Here is a 17,383-nt window from a genome sequence, read left to right on the forward strand (position 1 = left end):
AGAAGGGGGGCAGGAGCTTATGAAGTTTGTATTATTCAGCCTAATGGCTAATCTGCCTAATGCGATTACCGGAGAAGCCTGGAGTTCGCAGCAAAAATTCCAAAATGTAATAAAGCAGGCTGTGCTCGCAGAGGAGCTTGGTTTTGATGCGTATGGTGTGGGGGAGCGGCATGGTGCGCCTTTTTTGTCGTCTTCACCTCCACTCGTTCTGACCGCTATAGCAGCGAGAACTGAACGGATTCGTCTGCTGACGATGGTAACGGTGCTTAGTATTCTTGACCCGGTACGCGTAGCTGAGGATTACGCGACACTGGATCATTTATCGGGTGGAAGATTAGAACTGATTATCGGAAAAGGCAATGATCCACGCCATTATCCGTTGTTTGGAATTACGGAGGAAGAGCAGTGGGAGTCGCTAGCAGAACGCTATCGTTTGCTCAAACGGCTATGGAGCGAGGAAGAGGTTACGTGGGAGGGCAGCTATCGGTCCCCGCTGTATCAGGTCACGACACAGCCACGCCCGTATCAAAAGCAAATTCCGATATGGCATGGAAGTGCCTCCAGTACATTATCGACGGAGCTGGCTGCACAATATGGAGAGCCGTTATTTTCCTCAAATTCTTTCCATCCTCAGGCCAAGTATAAAACGCTAATTGATCATTACCGTGAACGGCTCGCTTATTACGGTCATGATCCTGCTCGGGCCGTAATTGGTGCCGGAGCCGGGAGTTTGTATCTGGCGGATACAGACGAGGAAGCGATCAGACGCTATCGCCCGTATTATGATGCTTACCACTCGACGGCGGCGGCTCAGCATAATCAATCCCCGTTTACAAGTTTGGAGGACAATATCCGCAACGGTCCAGTTCTGATTGGTTCTGCGGACAGCGTTCTTGAAAAAATACGAAACTATTATACTGCGTTCGGCCATCAGGTACTTAGCATAAGCGTGGACGGGCTGGAAGAGCAGGAGCAAATTGAACAGTTGCATCGGTTTGCCGAGGATATCATCCCTGTGCTGCGGCGAGAGATTCCCAGCACTATTTGGCAGCAGGTGCCGAACCTACACAAAGAAAATGGATCACTGGCTGCTATTCCTAAAGGTGCTCCCTCCATTTCTCCTATTTTTCAGTTCTGATTGATGAATAACGTTACCCTCTCTCATGAAAGCAACCGAAGTAGCGGTGTTTTCGGGTCGATAGCGACTGAGAGAGGGGCTTTTTAGTTTTAGACAAATTGACAGAGATACATAAAAAGAGTAACGTAATTGTATATTTATTTAAATCTCATAAAATTAATCGGATTAATTAAAATTTAAAGATGTGGAATCTAATGATATAAAGGAGGAATTTTTTTGAGCGACCCACAATCTAGTACGACCAAGCGCTGTATAACAGCAGAGGATTTATATCGACTTCACTGGGTTAGCGATCCAGCTATTCATCCTCTCAGCAGTGAAATCGCTTACGTAGAGCAGCATATTAATAAAGAGCGGACAGATTATAACTCAGGAATTTGGCTATTATCGTCTGAAGGCGCTAGCGCAGTACCCTTTACATATGGACCCAAAGATGAAACGCCTGTCTGGTCACCAGATGGAACACAACTAGCTTTTCTCCGTACAACAGACGGCAAGCGCCAGGTATGGATTATTCCGAAACGCGGTGGGGAGGCACGACAGCTTACACACGTAGAGAACGACGTTCGTTCATTAGCCTGGTCTCCTGATGGGACCTGCATATCGTTTGTAGCTAAAACGGCCGAGAACCCGTCAAGCCCTACATCCGATGGAGGAACTCAGGAGGCACAACTTAAGGGACGAGTCGTTAATCGAACGAAAGCTAAATCCGACGGATATGGACTGTGGGATGATACTCGTGATCACTTGTATGTAACTGATGTGACTTCGGGGTACACAGTTCAACTGACTTCCGGCGCTTATGATGTGGCGGAGCCTGTGTGGTCACCGGATGGTCAACGTATTTTATTCGTCGCCAGAATAGCAGAGCATTCGAAAGAGGATACGGATTTACGTAAGCAGAATGATTTGTTTACGATAGCTCCTGCGACTTCAAATGGTGATGCAGCAGCACCGCTTAAGCTGACCCATTCTGAACTGCACATCGAGAGTGCTGCTTATTCTCCCGACGGTTCAACGATTGCCTTTTACGGTCATGATCGACATGCCAAAGACGCTACACAGACCCGACTGTACACGGTTCCTTCCAGTGGGGGGACGGCAGTATGCGTTAGTGAGACGCTTGACGCTCACCTCGGTAACGCGGGTATGAGCGACATGCGTTCACATCTTCATGTAGGACCACCACGCTTTAGTGCGGACGGTCAATCCCTGTATACGCTGGTAACCTTTGAAGGCAATGTACACGTATATCAGTTTGCGCTTGATGGAACTTTTAAAATTTTAACCCAGGGAGAACGGGAAATTTACCAATTCGAGCTTACTTCGGATGAGCAGCATATCATTGCCGCTTCCACCGATGTAGCTTTACCAGGTGATTTGTTCCGGATTGCGATTCATTCAGGAACTGAGGAACGGCTGACACGAGTGAATGATTCTCTGCTTGATGAGATTGAGATCAGTGTGCCTGAGAGCTTCTGGACTGAGGTTGAGGATGGACGACGGGTGCAGGGATGGGTGATGAAGCCTGCTGGGTTTAAGGAGGGGGTATCTTATCCTGCTATTTTGGAGATTCACGGTGGTCCTCATGCCATGTATTCCAATTCTTTTTTTCATGAATTTCAGTTGCTGGCCGCTCAGGGATATACAGTCATCTACACGAATCCGGGAGGAAGCCGAGGGTACGGACAGTCTTTTACCAATGTCGTCCTTGGAGATTACGGCGGACGCGATTACACCGATCTGCTGAGCGCAGTGGACGAGGCTATACGTCAATTTCCATTCATTCATCCAGAAAGGTTGGGTGTAACAGGAGGAAGCTATGGTGGCTTTATGACAAACTGGATTGTCGGCCATACCGATCGTTTCCGTGCAGCTGTGACCCAGCGATCCATATCTAACTGGCTGTCCATGTATGGAGTGAGCGACATAGGATACTCGTTTACTGAAGATGAAGTCGGCGGGAATCCGTGGGACGATTGCGAGCTCTTGTGGAGGCAATCTCCGCTGGCTTATGTGCAGCAAATCAACACACCGCTGCTCATATTGCACGGTGAGCAGGATCTGCGATGCCCTATAGAGCAGGGAGAACAGCTGTTTACAGCATTGCGTCGCTTGGGGAAACCTACGCAATTTGTCCGTTTTCCAGCTTCAAGTCACGAGCTTTCACGAAAAGGGCACCCGCAGCTTCGCGTGGAACGACTGCAACTTATTACCAATTGGTTTGTCCAACACGAATTATAAGTAAATCGATTTCTTGTATTAATGTAAAAATGTCAGGTCCTAATCATAGGACTTGGCATTTTTAGTATGCCTTGCTACAATTCTCTCAACCTCATTCAAAAGGAGATATATAATGGCCGAGCCCTTAAAAAATATGTACACGGAGAATTTTCTTCAACTATTCGGTGAAAAAGTACAGTCTGCGTACATGCCGTTCGATACCAACGGATTCATCCATCAAGTGAGGGATGAAAAATGGGATGAGCTGGAGCTAAAAGAACGAATACGGCGTATTTCGTTTACATTAGGGGTATTTTTGCCCAGCAATTATGAAGAAGCTCTGGATATTCTTTTTGCTATAGACGAGCATTGCAGTGGTTTTCCGTATTTGTTTTTCCCCGATTTTGTGGAGGTGTATGGGCAGGGAGAAGAGCATTGGGACCTGTCCATGAAGGCACTGGAGCGCTTCACATCTAAATCCTCTGCGGAGTTTGCTGTGAGACCCTTCCTCCTGCGTGAACCGGAACGGATGATGCAGCAGATGACGACCTGGGCGGGACACCAAAGTGAACACGTTCGCCGTCTTGCCAGCGAAGGCTGCCGTCCACGGCTACCATGGGGACAAGCATTGCCTGTGTTTAAGCGTGATCCTGCTCCAGTATTGGCCGTATTGGAATTACTGAAGGCGGATCCTTCACTATATGTACGTAAAAGTGTAGCCAACAACCTGAACGATATCGCCAAGGATCATCCTGATGTGGTCATTGCTACGGCTCAACGGTGGAAAGGGATACATCCTGACACCGACTGGATTGTGCGTCATGGCTGTCGGACCCTAATTCGCAAATCCATCCCCGAAGTGATGGCAATGTTTGGCTATGCGGATGAAACAGACGGGGCGCCGTTAGTCACGGAAGCCTCTTTCAGCACAGACCCTGCCTTGCTAAGGCTCGGTGATAACTGTGAGTTGAGCTACGCGCTTCAGCTTCGAGAAGGTGACCCAGTACGAGTCCGTATCGAGTACGGCATCGATTTTGTGAAGGCGAGAGGACAAGTCTCACGTAAACTGTTTTTGCTATCTGACAAAACGGTCCCCGGAGGAACGCGTCTTACAGGTACACGGACACACCGTTTTGCAGACCTGACAACTCGTCGCCATTATGCGGGAGAGCATCGGATTGCGCTGCTCGTAAACGGGCAGGAAGCAGCTTTTACAATGGTAGAACTCCAGTTGTAGATCACGATAGTGGTGAAGAAAAAGAGCCTGAAATCAGGCTCTCAGGCTGTCGAGAAACCCCCTGTTTTTTTGCAGGGGGATTAAAACTTTCTTAGTGGTCTAAAAACTAGGGTCCTCAGATCGTTTTAAATCGATTTTTGTTTTAAAAGATGCGTCTCCCCATATAAAAATAGAAGTGTCGAAAAGTCCTCTGGACTTTCTCGACACTCTGAGAGCCTGAAATCAGGCTCTTTATTTTTGTCGTTCGCTTTACCAAATTTATTTTTTTCCAAAAAAATGATCCTGGTATTAGAACCTGGTACTAAGACGTGTTATACTACAGTAAGAAAGTGGATCTCATCTTATGTATAAAGGGGAAGGTATAATTTGACAGATCAACAACAATGGCTTGCGCCTGAATATTACAATATGACTTCGGAAATGGAACACCATGATGCTAGTAAAACTGCACTCAAGTGGCTGAGTGAGACAGGAGAATACGAAGAAATCACCTACGGAGAGCTGTTGAAAAAGGCTAACCGGCTGGCTGGAGGACTGGCAAATCTGGGATTTAACAAAGGTGACAGGGTTCTGGTCGTAGTACCACGGCGTATTATTGCGTATGTAATTTATCTGGCCTGCTTGAAGCTGGGGCTTGCTGTCATTCCATCTTCAGAAATGCTACGTGCCAAGGATATTGCATATCGTCTTCGCCATTCGGAAGCGCGTGCAGTCATTGCCTGGACGGGAGTAACAAGCGAAGTGGACAAAATAAATGATGATTTGCCTGCTCTGGATTATCGTATCGTGGTCTCCGGGGACGACACGGCAGATGTATCTGGCTGGCTCGTGCTGAATGAACTGATGGATGGACAGGGAGATACTTTTGAAGCTGTAAAGACACACCGTGACGACATGGCCATTCTGGCCTATACTTCGGGCACCACGGGAAATCCTAAAGGTGTTGTACATAGCCATGGCTGGGGATATGCCCATCTGCGGATAACATCACCATGGTTGGATATTCGAGCTTCAGACGTAGTATGGGCTACAGCTGCACCAGGATGGCAAAAGTGGATTTGGAGCCCGTTTTTATCTGTACTGGGGAATGGAGCGACCGGATTCGTATATAATGGTCCGTTTCGTCCGGGTCGCTATTTGCAGTTCATGCAGCAGTACGGAATCCAAGTGTTGTGCTGTACGCCGACAGAATACCGGATTATGGCGAAAACGGATGGTTTGGATCAATATGATCTATCCCAATTGCGCAGCGCAGTTTCTGCGGGAGAGCCTCTCAATCAGGAGGTCATTAATAAGTTTCAGGAGCAGTTCAACATTACGATTCGTGACGGCTACGGTCAAACAGAGAGCACATTAATTATTGGTAATTTAAAGGATGCACCTCTGCGCACAGGCTCGATGGGCAAATCTATTGCACCGGGACTCGTTGAGGTCGTAGACGAGGATGGCATTCCGCTGGCTCCGGGGCAAGTGGGCGATATTGCGGTACGCGCTGATCTGCCGGCATTATTCCATACGTATTACCATGATCCAGAACGCAAATTAGCTAGTGTCCACGGAGATTATTTTGTTACGGGAGACCGAGCTCGCAAAGATGAGGATGGATATTTCTGGTTCGAAGGACGTGGGGATGATATCATTATCAGTTCTGGCTATACTATTGGTCCTTTTGAAGTAGAAGAAGCGCTTATGAAGCATGACTCCGTGCAGGAATGTGCTGCCGTAGCCAGCCCTGACGAAATCCGTGGACATGTTGTAAAGGCTTTTGTCGTACTCAAAGCTGGGGTAGAAGGATCACCGGCGTTAGTGAAGGAACTGCAACATCATGTGAAAACATGGACGGCGCCTTATAAATATCCACGAAAAATAGAGTTTATTCAAGAGCTTCCTAAAACTAGCTCGGGCAAAATACGAAGAGTGGAGCTGCGTGAACTGGAGAAGCAATCCGTACTGTAGTGATGAAATCATTCAATATAATCAAAACGGAACAGGAGCGTGGAAAAATGAGTACATTTGAATCATTGTTGGAGCAATACGCAGAACTGGTCGTAAGAGTAGGGGTTAACATTCAGCCCGGACAGGTGTTTTTGGTAACTGCACCACTGGAAACTGTTGAGTTTACACGCCTGATTGTCAGCAAAGCCTATGAAGCAGGCGCTAAATATGTACAGGTAGAGTTCGAGGATGATTCCATCACACGTAGTCGTTTTGAACATGGTGACGAAGCCAGCTTTGATTACTATCCTGCTTGGAAGGCAGAAATGATGGAGAAATTTGCCGAAGAGGGTGGAGCCACACTAACGATTAAAGTGCCGAACCCGGATTTATATCAAGGCATTGATCCACAAAAGGTATCTCGTGCGACTAAGGCGGCAGCTACGGCGAGAGAAGGTTTTTCCAAATATACCCGAAATCATAAAATTAGCTGGTGTTTGATTAAAGCGCCGACGAAGGCTTGGGCCGATAAAGTATTTGCAGATGTAGCAGAAGAGGATCGTATACGTGTCATGTGGGATACAATCTTCCAAATGAATCGTGTAGATGGCTCTGATCCTATTCAGAATTGGCAGAAACATTTGAAAAACCTTGAACAGGTACAAGACAAGCTGAATCATAAAAAGTATAAAAGCCTCCATTATCGTGCACCAGGAACGGATTTGAGAATTGAACTGGCTGACGGTCATATTTGGCGTAGCGGTGGTGGTGAGAACGAGCACGGAGATTATTTTGTCGCGAATATGCCGACAGAAGAAGTGTTCACGATGCCTAAGCGTACAGGTGTCAATGGTCATGTCACAAGTACAATGCCACTCAATTTAAATGGACAACTGGTGGATCGCATAACGTTTACCTTTAAGGACGGTAAAGTCACTGAATATACAGCAGAATCCGGCGAGCAGCATCTGACTCATTTGCTCGCTACGGATGAAGGGGCCAGCTATTTGGGAGAAGTTGCACTGGTGCCGCACGATTCACCGATTTCCAATCTCAATCGCATTTTTTACAATACAGGTATCGACGAAAATGCCTCCTGCCACTTGGCTCTAGGCAGTGCGTATCCATTTAATATGGAAAATGGCACACAAATGAACCGGGAGGAGCTGCTCCAGAAGGGTGCCAATGTCAGCCTGACTCATGTGGACTTCATGATCGGCTCAGCTGAGCTGGATATTGACGGCGAATTGCAAGACGGAAGCAAAGAAGCCGTGTTCCGCAAAGGAAATTGGGCTATTTAGGCCTTTTTTAATCGCCATTCAATCGACCCGCAAACGATCTCATTCGTTATGCGGGTTTTTCTATTCCCTAAATCTCAAATTGCTCCTTGTTTTGTGAAATCTAAAGTGCTAAACTAAGTTCAAACAGTAATTTAAACAACGTTTTAATTATTGTTTGAAAAGTCATTTACATAAAATCGTCCCATTTCATTCATCCGTTATGATTGGACGAAACAGGAGGAGGAAACACATGAATCACCCAGACAAAAAACAACAAACCAAAGAAAAAATCTTAGACGCTACGCTGGAATTTATTCAAAAGGAAGGTTTTGAGGCGGTTACAATCCGGAAAATTGCCGACCTGTCTGCTACTAATATTTCTTTAGTTAATTATTATTTTGGCTCTAAGGAAAATCTGCTCAGTGAAGCTATTGAAGTGATATTAAATGGCTTTCAGCACACCTTTTCTATTTTGGACAATACAGCGATGCCCCCCCAAGATAGACTGAAACAATTTTTACTTAACTATCTGCAGGTCATTCGTCAATATCCAGAGCTTCTTTCGCGAATTATTGCCATGGGCAGCACGCCCTTTACATCTCAACAGGAATACGGAAGGTTTTTAAACATAATGGGATTTCCAAAGGTTCAGAGCACGATCAAGGAGCTGACAGGTGAGCAACAGCCGGAGCGCTTGTTAGCGATGATGCTGCAAATATTTGGAGCTATTTTTCTGCCTGCACTGATGAGTCCAATTCTTGAATCAGGGGCAGTTGTGGAAATACCTTCAGTAGAGGAACAATTAAATCTGCTGTTCGAAAGATATTTCGATCAAAAATAAATCATAGGGGTGACTAATATGAACCTTTTGAGAAAATATTGGCAAGATGCAGGGGCTATAATCGGTGTGGTTGTATGTATTGTTTTACTTATGAATCCAGCTATCCTTTCGGATATAACAGGCATGTTATGGTTGAGTTTTGTGGCTATATTGTTTCATCAATTTGAGGAGTACCGCTGGCCTGGATATTTTGCTGGTTTATTTAACAATGTTATGTTTAAAAGTGACACACCGGATCATTACCCTTTAAACACTCAATCAGCGATGATTATCAATGTGGCAATTGCCTATGTGTTTTATCTGCTTCCCGTATGGTTTCCGCAAGTAATCTGGCTTGGACTCGCCCCAGTTTTTATGGGATTCTTTCAGGTCGTTTGGCACGGCATCATTGTCAATATTAAAGCAAAAACCTTATATAATCCTGGCTTATTTACGGCACTTCTCCTGCATGTTCCAGTCGGAATCTGGTATATTCATGAAATAGTACAGCGAGACATCCCAACGGCAGTAGACTGGATTGCGGGTACGATCTACTTTGTTTTTGCTGTATACATCTTCATCATTAAAGGGAATATATGGTTGAAGAAGAGTGACTCTCCTTACTCCTTTTCTAAACAACAGCTGGGAGCTTATGGTCGTAAATAGGGTATGTTAGAAAATCATCAATGTCCTTGTTTACAAGTTGGAAACAAGTAGAGGTATTCCGGAAATGAGGTTCGGTTACACTTGGTTTGTACCCAAGAACAAGGAAAGAGTGATCTTATAATGAAGCATACACATCAATCTTATGATCGTAAAAAGTTGGCTTACAAGCTAATCACCACCAGTGCTTTATTGGCTATAGGTTTTGCTGTGATGACAGGATGCAGCAATAGCGGGGAGGAAAAATCAACTGCTCCTACTAAAGCAGAAACAGTCACACCACCTGCTAGTTCTACAGATCAAAACACGGATCTCAATACTAATGGGCAAGGCTCAACCTCTACCCATCAAGAACCTGCCAGTAGTACAGCTTCATCTCACGGTAAACACAGCTTCGCAGCTGCTATACTCAGCGCAGCCAAGCAGGGGACCTTACCGAATTTGCCTAAAGGTCTTGGCTTGGGAACTAGTAGCGATTTGTTATTTGAACTGTGGGGGAAATCCGAGTCAGGTTCTACAGGTCCTATGAGAAGCTATGCTAAGTATCATACAGACATCATGCTGGATGGAAGTGATAAAGTTACAGAAATTACATCTTCCGATCCAGACTATAAGAAGTTGCTTATCAAACAAGTTGTTGACGAATTGGGCAAACCTACGGAAACCGTTGACACCTCTAGAGACATACCTGACACAGCAGAAGCTAATTATACGATCAATAACACATCAGGACTTAGTTATTATTTAGTATTTTCCTATCAAACCAAAACGAAAAAGATCAATTATATCCGTATATATTTTAACTCTAAAACACCATAATTGGATGTATATAACAGAGTCGTTTCCGTCAGAATTGCGGAGGCGACTTTGTTCAAACTCATTGCATTTTTAGGTTATGTCGTTTATACTAATTTGTAATTGATTAATCACTAATCGGAAAACTGTGCTAAATAAAGGGATGAAAAAAACATGGCTAAAGCTACGTCAACCTCTATAAATCGCCAAAAGGAAATCATATCTGCTGCTATTGAAGTGTTTGCAGAAATGGGCTACTACCGAGCTACAACAGCCAAAGTTGCGGAACGGGCCAATATTTCTCAGCCCTATGTCTTTCGTTTTTTCGCTACCAAGGAAGCGTTGCTTGTTGAAGCCTTGAAGGTTTCATTTGCACGTATCATAGAATCTTTTCACAGCGTCATTCATTCGGCCTCATCTGAACAGCTCGAGCAAGAGCTAATTGTAGCCTATTCGCAAATGATGATGGAATACCGCAATGAAACACTTTTGCAAATGCAGGCGCAGACGATCCGCGAGGATGAGGTCGTAAGCGTGATGCAGCAAGGATTCCGTGAAATTCATACGACGGTTTATGATGCTTTCCGACGGGCAGGTATTGAACAAGCAATGGAAAGAACGATGCTTTTTCTTGCCAGAGGTATGCTGTGCAATATTTCGATGTCGCTGGATCTGCCAGAACTGATGAAAAAAGACGATTAATTTGGGTTTATACATTAGAGTCGCGTTTTTGCGCGGCTTTTTTGCTTTTAATTTTATTTTGTTCAAGACATGATTTCGTTTGCTTCTGAGAAAAAATGGCCAAATAAGTTGACAAGAGAAGCGAGTCTCGTTATCCTAATACCCATAGGGGTATATGTATAGAGGGATTTAACTAAGCTAAGCCCCCTCAAAAAACAGACGGAGGTACTACAATGTCATCAACTAACAATATCCAAGCAGATCATATTCTTGATTGCAAAGGGCTAGCATGTCCTATGCCTATAGTAAGAACAAAAAAGGCTATGAATGAGCTCGTTCCCGGAAAGATTATGGAGGTCCAGGCGACTGACAAAGGTTCATTAGCCGATTTTCAGAGCTGGGCCAAAAACACCGGACATCAATATTTGGGCACTCTCCAAGAAGGAGATGTAATGCGACATTATTTACGCAAAGCAAATCCGGCTGAAGTGAAGAAGGAGCAAATATTTTCTTCTACGATAAGCCATGAAGAGCTACAAGCAAAATGTTCTGGAAAAGAGAACTTCATTTTGCTTGATGTTCGTGAACCCGCTGAATTTGCGCTTAAACATATCCCTGGATCTAAGCACATCCCTCTTGGCGAACTGGAGAACAGGCTCTCTGAACTGAACTTGGAAGAAGAAATCGTAGTGATCTGCCAAGCTGGAGCACGCAGTGAAATGGCTTGTCAGTTATTAGTAGACAAAGGTGCTAAAAACGTCAAATCTGTGCTTTCAGGCATATCCGAATGGGCTGGAGAGACTAAGGGAAGCGAATCCATATGAATACGACAGCAGGAATTTATGTAAATAATCAAGAACATGCTCAGCCCAAAACAACGATTGTATTATTCAGCGGGGAGCTGGATAAGGCGATTGCTGCATTCATTATTGCGAATGGAGCGGCAGCATATGATCATGAAGTAACTATTTTTTTTACTTTTTGGGGACTAAATACGTTACGCAAGGATGAAATCGTGAGCACCAATAAGGGAATGCTCGAAAAAGCCTTTGGCTGGATCATGCCTCGTGGACCCAAAAAGCTTGCACTATCCAAAATGAATTTTGCCGGACTTGGTCCACAGATGATCAAGCATGTCATGAAAAAGCACAATGCGCTTTCCTTGCCGCAGCTTATAGAGTTGGCACGAGAGCAGGGGATCAAGCTCGTCGCCTGTACCATGACCATGGATTTGTTAGGGCTGCAGCAAGAAGAGCTAATCGACGGTTTGGAATATGCTGGGGTAGCCGCCTACTTGGGGGATGCTTCGCAGGGCAAGGTGAATCTATTTATTTAGGGTATCCTATTTATTTTTTTGGTTTATAATATACCTATACGTGTATATGGTAAGTCAAAAAAGGAGTGCATTACTTATGGATTACAATTACAGTGATGAACTGAAAACGCGCCTGAGGAGGATTGAGGGACAGGTGCGTGGGGTACTTCGTTTAATGGATGAAGGAAAATCGTGCAAAGACGTCGTTAGCCAGTTATCTGCCGTACGTAACGCATCAGATAAAGCGATTGCCCAAATTGTAGCAGAGAATCTGCAACGATGTATATTGGAAGAGCAAGAGGCTGGAGGAGACACGGATAAGCTGGTTAAAGAAGCGATTCAGCTTCTTGTGAAAAGTAGATAATCCTGACTCCAGAGTCCAAGCTAGCGGGCAATGATGTCACTATGCACAAAATTACGGGAGCTGGCATATTTCCTTTAACCAGCCACATATATTGGACGTGGTTAAGAGTTTTTTGATAAACATCTGAAAGATTAAGATTATATAATAGCCGTAATTAGTAAGTTCGCTGCCTCTAGTTGGTAGCGGGCTTTTTTAATCGAACAATTTTAGGAATAAGCCTCTGTTTATGCTGAGGTAGACAGGTGTAAATAACACATAAGGAAAACAACTTCTTCCGGGAGGCATACTTATGGAGGTATTTGTTACGATTGGTGTCAAATTGACCATCAGCTTTTTTGGCTTGTGGATCATCACTTTTATTACAGGTCGGAAAACACTCAGTCAGTTAACACCACTCGATTTCCTAACATCATTGGTGTTAAGCGAAATTGTGGGAAATACGTTATATGACGATAAGGTAACCATTGGGCAGCTATTGTTTGCTTTGGCACTATGGTGCGCGCTGGCCTACTTTTTTGAAAAGGCGACGACCCGTTTTGTGAAATTTGGCTATATGGCAGAAGGTCGAACAGTGCTGCTCGTGGATAAGGGCCAGGTCAATCAAGAGATGCTTGAAAAATATGATATAGAATTCACACAGTTGCTCTCCATGCTGCGCCAGCAAAATATTTTTTCTCTACGTGAGGTCTGGTATGCCACGTTAGAGACGAACGGTTCATTGTCAGTCATGCGCAAACCCGAATACGAGCCACCCGCCGCTCAGGATATGGGAATAGATGCACAGCCTGATCTTTTTTCTGTTACAGTCATTGATAAAGGAAAATTCCTGAACGAATCTATGCGTGGGAAGTCAATCGATATTGAAGAGATTAAAGCAAAAGTGCGAGAGCAGGGATATGATAGTATCGATGAGATTGCCTATGCAGAGTTTAGCGAGGATGGAACACTTCACATCGTGCCGATGAAATAGAAAAAGCACAATAAAAGAGGCTGAATTACGAATCGGGCTGTTTTTTTAGCTCGGTATTGTTCTTTCTAATAATGAAGCAGCAGTAATTCTTTCAAGCTTCAAAGAAGCTGTGGAGGCCATCTCTGTAATCAAGCCCTCCATTAAATCGGAAAGCAAGTTTTGGTCAATCAGTCCTTCAATATAACAAACGGCAAATTGGCCAGCATGGGTAGGACTTTCGGAAAAATCACGAATAATAAAGTCAGAGCTTTGCCCAAGTTTTAATTTAAGCAAGGAGAGAGTATGGGATAATGACGGATTTATAGGTTCTGAAGAGGCTTGCTGTTTGGATTTTTCGATATCCTGTGGGTACCTTTTTCCAGGTTTCAGAACATTTCTAATCCAACGTGTTAACACATGTGAGCTCCCTCTTTTTTTGATAAAGCATATCTTTGCCCTGCAACCTAAAAAAATTCGTTATTTTATGAATTGGGTACTTTAGTGAAAGACATTTGGAAGCCTCATAATTCTCCGAATTTCGCAATCAACCACCACAGGGTCTAGAGGAGTTTACATTATAGAATATTTGAGTTCCGGATTGAGGAGACTACCACATATGGGTTTGAAATTTTTCAGAAAGTGGTGATCAGGTTTGAGTTTCTCGGATGATCAGCTTATCTGTCTCCGATTTGAGGGCGAACTAGGGTATTTTGCTAAGGCTGCTGCTCCTCCTATTTATGAGACTGCTCCATTTTTCTTTGATACTTACGAAGATTATGCTGAAGCAGCTAATAATGAAAAGGAGCATTATGTCTATTCGAGGGGAACTAATCCTACCGTTCAGATTGCAGAGCAAATGATTGCTGCGCTGGAAGGTGGGGCGGACTGCAAGTGCTTTGCTTCCGGAATGGCTGCTATCAGCGCCGCTCTAATGTGTAGCTTGTCCGCAGGGGACCATCTGATTTTGGTCGGACACATATATGAAACCTCCGTCAGCCTAGCCCAATATTTAAAGAGGTTCCATATAGACTATACAATCGTACATTCGACTTCTACAGAAGCAGTCGCTAGTGCCATCAAACCGCAGACCCGTGCTATTCTTATGGAGTCTCCTACCTCATTCACATTCGATATGGTAAATATTCAGGAGGTAACTTCGCTTTCCAAAGCGAAGGGAATACGCACAATCATAGATAATTCATGGGCTACACCCCTTTTCCAAAAACCATTGGAATGGGGCGTAGATATCGTTGTTCATTCCGCATCCAAGTACTTGGGTGGTCATAATGATTTAATTGCAGGGGCAGTGATCGCTTCTAAAGAGATAATAAACCGTATGTATGCTGAAGAGTATGAGTTGATTGGCGGCTCGTTGGGCCCTTTTGAAGCCTGGCTACTCATTCGGGGGCTAAGAACACTCCCGCTCCGAATGGAAGCCCATCAGAGAAACGCTTTGTTGGTTGCTCGTTTTCTATCAGATCATCCGGCCATTTCCAAAGTGAATCATCCCGGACTCCCTTCTCATCCACAACATGAGCTGGCATGTAGACAGCTCAAAGGCTATGCCGGATTATTCAGTTTTGAACTAAAGGATTCGACTTATGAGGATATATGTAGAGTGATCAATAAACTGCGACTGATCCGGATCGGTGTATCTTGGGGGTCCATGGAGAGTCAGGTGATCTCACCAAACTACGGCTTCAATAAGCAGAGTCTAAAAAAACAACACATGCCTGAATCGCTTATCCGCTTGGCTGTAGGGCATGAGCCTGCTGAACTTTTGATACAGGATTTAGCTACAGCTTTAAGCTAAACGAACATTTTAGGATTTTTATCATAAAAGCTAAAGCAGCAGCTCGTACAATACATAAAGAGCTGCTGCTTTTCTGATTTATGACGTTTATACCTGATCAACTTTGCACTTCAAGTAGAGATAAGAGAGTTTCGGTTATTACAGGTAAATCATCGTGTGTTGGAGTATTTTAATAAAAACTACACCGTGTAGAAATACAAATTAGCGAACTGGTAAATATTACAACTTGCCTGATAGGTATACACGTGATAAATTATATATCCAGCCAGTTAAACGGCTGTTGATTTGATCTTTGAAAACTGAACAACGAGTGAGTACGGATTTTGTTTACAAAATCCAACGCTGAGATTTTGGTACATGCCGTCAGGCTGTAACAAATGGAAGCGAAAATGAGATATTTTATCTCGTCAGTTTCAACATGAGCTTATCGCTCTTTCTATAAACCAACTTCGGTTGGTCTTTAATGGAGAGTTTGATCCTGGCTCAGGACGAACGCTGGCGGCGTGCCTAATACATGCAAGTCGAGCGGGGTTGTTTAGAAGCTTGCTTCTAAACAACCTAGCGGCGGACGGGTGAGTAACACGTAGGCAACCTGCCCACAAGACAGGGATAACTACCGGAAACGGTAGCTAATACCCGATACATCCTTTTCCTGCATGGGAGAGGGAGGAAAGACGGAGCAATCTGTCACTTGTGGATGGGCCTGCGGCGCATTAGCTAGTTGGTGGGGTAAAGGCCTACCAAGGCGACGATGCGTAGCCGACCTGAGAGGGTGATCGGCCACACTGGGACTGAGACACGGCCCAGACTCCTACGGGAGGCAGCAGTAGGGAATCTTCCGCAATGGGCGAAAGCCTGACGGAGCAACGCCGCGTGAGTGATGAAGGTTTTCGGATCGTAAAGCTCTGTTGCCAGGGAAGAACGTCTTGTAGAGTAACTGCTACAAGAGTGACGGTACCTGAGAAGAAAGCCCCGGCTAACTACGTGCCAGCAGCCGCGGTAATACGTAGGGGGCAAGCGTTGTCCGGAATTATTGGGCGTAAAGCGCGCGCAGGCGGCTCTTTAAGTCTGGTGTTTAATCCCGAGGCTCAACTTCGGGTCGCACTGGAAACTGGGGAGCTTGAGTGCAGAAGAGGAGAGTGGAATTCCACGTGTAGCGGTGAAATGCGTAGAGATGTGGAGGAACACCAGTGGCGAAGGCGACTCTCTGGGCTGTAACTGACGCTGAGGCGCGAAAGCGTGGGGAGCAAACAGGATTAGATACCCTGGTAGTCCACGCCGTAAACGATGAATGCTAGGTGTTAGGGGTTTCGATACCCTTGGTGCCGAAGTTAACACATTAAGCATTCCGCCTGGGGAGTACGGTCGCAAGACTGAAACTCAAAGGAATTGACGGGGACCCGCACAAGCAGTGGAGTATGTGGTTTAATTCGAAGCAACGCGAAGAACCTTACCAGGTCTTGACATCCCTCTGACCGGTCTAGAGATAGGCCTTTCCTTCGGGACAGAGGAGACAGGTGGTGCATGGTTGTCGTCAGCTCGTGTCGTGAGATGTTGGGTTAAGTCCCGCAACGAGCGCAACCCTTATGCTTAGTTGCCAGCAGGTCAAGCTGGGCACTCTAAGCAGACTGCCGGTGACAAACCGGAGGAAGGTGGGGATGACGTCAAATCATCATGCCCCTTATGACCTGGGCTACACACGTACTACAATGGCCGGTACAACGGGAAGCGAAATCGTGAGGTGGAGCCAATCCTAGAAAAGCCGGTCTCAGTTCGGATTGTAGGCTGCAACTCGCCTACATGAAGTCGGAATTGCTAGTAATCGCGGATCAGCATGCCGCGGTGAATACGTTCCCGGGTCTTGTACACACCGCCCGTCACACCACGAGAGTTTACAACACCCGAAGTCGGTGGGGTAACCCGCAAGGGAGCCAGCCGCCGAAGGTGGGGTAGATGATTGGGGTGAAGTCGTAACAAGGTAGCCGTATCGGAAGGTGCGGCTGGATCACCTCCTTTCTATGGAGAATCGTTTCCTGCGATGGAAACATTCAAATCAGCAGGTACATGTACCTGCGACCGGATATTCAATTCGTTTCATCACGTTCGTGTGAATGAAATGAATATCCTTAACTTACTCACTCGTTGCTCAGTTTTGAGAGTTCAAACTCTC

At 45.2% G+C, this 17,383-nt stretch carries 15 protein-coding genes and 1 rRNA gene; 15 read left to right on the forward strand and 1 reads right to left on the reverse strand.

All coding sequences use genetic code 11. The features are described from left to right. Positions 1-19: 19 nt before the first annotated feature. The 13 genes from ACYCSE_RS22000 to ACYCSE_RS22060 all read left to right on the forward strand — a co-directional run bounded on the left by ACYCSE_RS22000 (position 20) and on the right by ACYCSE_RS22060 (position 13,421). On the forward strand, positions 20-1,138 hold the full coding sequence (locus ACYCSE_RS22000; RefSeq protein ID WP_250261401.1) for an LLM class flavin-dependent oxidoreductase: 1,119 nt from the start codon (positions 20-22) through the stop codon (positions 1,136-1,138). Positions 1,139-1,354: 216 nt separating this feature from the next. After that, entirely contained in the window at positions 1,355-3,382 is a 2,028-nt protein-coding gene (locus tag ACYCSE_RS22005; protein ID WP_459699904.1) for a S9 family peptidase, read from the forward strand. A gap of 112 nt (positions 3,383-3,494) precedes the next feature. Then, complete coding sequence (locus tag ACYCSE_RS22010) at positions 3,495-4,598, forward strand: DNA alkylation repair protein (RefSeq protein WP_459699906.1); 1,104 nt, start codon at positions 3,495-3,497, stop codon at positions 4,596-4,598. A 366-nt stretch (positions 4,599-4,964) separates the two neighbouring features. Further along, entirely contained in the window at positions 4,965-6,554 is a 1,590-nt protein-coding gene (locus tag ACYCSE_RS22015; protein WP_459699908.1) for an acyl-CoA synthetase, read from the forward strand. A 47-nt stretch (positions 6,555-6,601) separates the two neighbouring features. After that, entirely contained in the window at positions 6,602-7,834 is a 1,233-nt protein-coding gene (locus tag ACYCSE_RS22020) for an aminopeptidase (protein WP_459699909.1), read from the forward strand. Positions 7,835-8,063: 229 nt separating this feature from the next. Further along, on the forward strand, positions 8,064-8,654 hold the full coding sequence (locus tag ACYCSE_RS22025) for a TetR/AcrR family transcriptional regulator (RefSeq protein ID WP_068939440.1): 591 nt from the start codon (positions 8,064-8,066) through the stop codon (positions 8,652-8,654). A gap of 18 nt (positions 8,655-8,672) precedes the next feature. Further along, positions 8,673-9,299 (forward strand): HXXEE domain-containing protein, encoded by a 627-nt coding sequence (locus ACYCSE_RS22030; protein WP_459699911.1) that lies wholly within the window; start codon positions 8,673-8,675, stop codon positions 9,297-9,299. A gap of 120 nt (positions 9,300-9,419) precedes the next feature. Next, positions 9,420-10,115, forward strand: a complete 696-nt coding sequence (locus tag ACYCSE_RS22035; RefSeq protein ID WP_459699913.1) for a DUF4309 domain-containing protein — start codon at positions 9,420-9,422, stop codon at positions 10,113-10,115. 150 nt (positions 10,116-10,265) lie between these two features. Beyond that, positions 10,266-10,793 carry a TetR/AcrR family transcriptional regulator gene (locus tag ACYCSE_RS22040; protein WP_235309900.1) on the forward strand — a complete coding sequence of 176 codons (528 nt, stop codon included), beginning with the start codon at positions 10,266-10,268 and terminating at the stop codon, positions 10,791-10,793. A gap of 212 nt (positions 10,794-11,005) precedes the next feature. Further along, entirely contained in the window at positions 11,006-11,596 is a 591-nt protein-coding gene (locus ACYCSE_RS22045; RefSeq protein ID WP_459699916.1) for a sulfurtransferase TusA family protein, read from the forward strand. Further along, positions 11,593-12,108 carry a DsrE/DsrF/DrsH-like family protein gene (locus ACYCSE_RS22050; protein WP_459699918.1) on the forward strand — a complete coding sequence of 172 codons (516 nt, stop codon included), beginning with the start codon at positions 11,593-11,595 and terminating at the stop codon, positions 12,106-12,108. Before ACYCSE_RS22045 ends, ACYCSE_RS22050 begins: the two co-directional genes overlap by 4 nt. Positions 12,109-12,184: 76 nt before the next feature. After that, complete coding sequence (locus ACYCSE_RS22055; RefSeq protein WP_013310304.1) at positions 12,185-12,451, forward strand: metal-sensitive transcriptional regulator; 267 nt, start codon at positions 12,185-12,187, stop codon at positions 12,449-12,451. Between the two features lie 289 nt (positions 12,452-12,740). Further along, on the forward strand, positions 12,741-13,421 hold the full coding sequence (locus ACYCSE_RS22060) for a YetF domain-containing protein (protein ID WP_061831675.1): 681 nt from the start codon (positions 12,741-12,743) through the stop codon (positions 13,419-13,421). 45 nt (positions 13,422-13,466) lie between these two features. Here the strand turns inward: ACYCSE_RS22060 and ACYCSE_RS22065 are convergent, their stop codons facing one another. Further along, entirely contained in the window at positions 13,467-13,817 is a 351-nt protein-coding gene (locus tag ACYCSE_RS22065; RefSeq protein WP_459699920.1) for a hypothetical protein, read from the reverse strand. A 235-nt stretch (positions 13,818-14,052) separates the two neighbouring features. Between ACYCSE_RS22065 and ACYCSE_RS22070 the strand changes: the two genes are divergently transcribed. Both ACYCSE_RS22070 and ACYCSE_RS22075 read left to right on the forward strand, forming a co-directional pair. Beyond that, positions 14,053-15,213 carry a trans-sulfuration enzyme family protein gene (locus ACYCSE_RS22070; protein WP_348622343.1) on the forward strand — a complete coding sequence of 387 codons (1,161 nt, stop codon included), beginning with the start codon at positions 14,053-14,055 and terminating at the stop codon, positions 15,211-15,213. Positions 15,214-15,673: 460 nt separating this feature from the next. Then, positions 15,674-17,229: ribosomal RNA gene (locus ACYCSE_RS22075) — 16S ribosomal RNA — on the forward strand. The last annotated feature ends 154 nt before the right edge of the window (positions 17,230-17,383 follow it).

The organism is Paenibacillus sp. SEL1, assembly GCF_054602535.1.

Coding starts and splice junctions, on each gene's coding strand:
- ACYCSE_RS22000 (WP_250261401.1), top strand. CDS start 20: ATGAAGTTTGTATTATTCAGCCTAATGGCTAATCTGCCTAATGCGATT.
- ACYCSE_RS22010 (WP_459699906.1), top strand. CDS start 3,495: ATGGCCGAGCCCTTAAAAAATATGTACACGGAGAATTTTCTTCAACTA.
- ACYCSE_RS22020 (WP_459699909.1), top strand. CDS start 6,602: ATGAGTACATTTGAATCATTGTTGGAGCAATACGCAGAACTGGTCGTA.
- ACYCSE_RS22025 (WP_068939440.1), top strand. CDS start 8,064: ATGAATCACCCAGACAAAAAACAACAAACCAAAGAAAAAATCTTAGAC.
- ACYCSE_RS22030 (WP_459699911.1), top strand. CDS start 8,673: ATGAACCTTTTGAGAAAATATTGGCAAGATGCAGGGGCTATAATCGGT.
- ACYCSE_RS22035 (WP_459699913.1), top strand. CDS start 9,420: ATGAAGCATACACATCAATCTTATGATCGTAAAAAGTTGGCTTACAAG.
- ACYCSE_RS22040 (WP_235309900.1), top strand. CDS start 10,266: ATGGCTAAAGCTACGTCAACCTCTATAAATCGCCAAAAGGAAATCATA.
- ACYCSE_RS22045 (WP_459699916.1), top strand. CDS start 11,006: ATGTCATCAACTAACAATATCCAAGCAGATCATATTCTTGATTGCAAA.
- ACYCSE_RS22050 (WP_459699918.1), top strand. CDS start 11,593: ATGAATACGACAGCAGGAATTTATGTAAATAATCAAGAACATGCTCAG.
- ACYCSE_RS22055 (WP_013310304.1), top strand. CDS start 12,185: ATGGATTACAATTACAGTGATGAACTGAAAACGCGCCTGAGGAGGATT.
- ACYCSE_RS22060 (WP_061831675.1), top strand. CDS start 12,741: ATGGAGGTATTTGTTACGATTGGTGTCAAATTGACCATCAGCTTTTTT.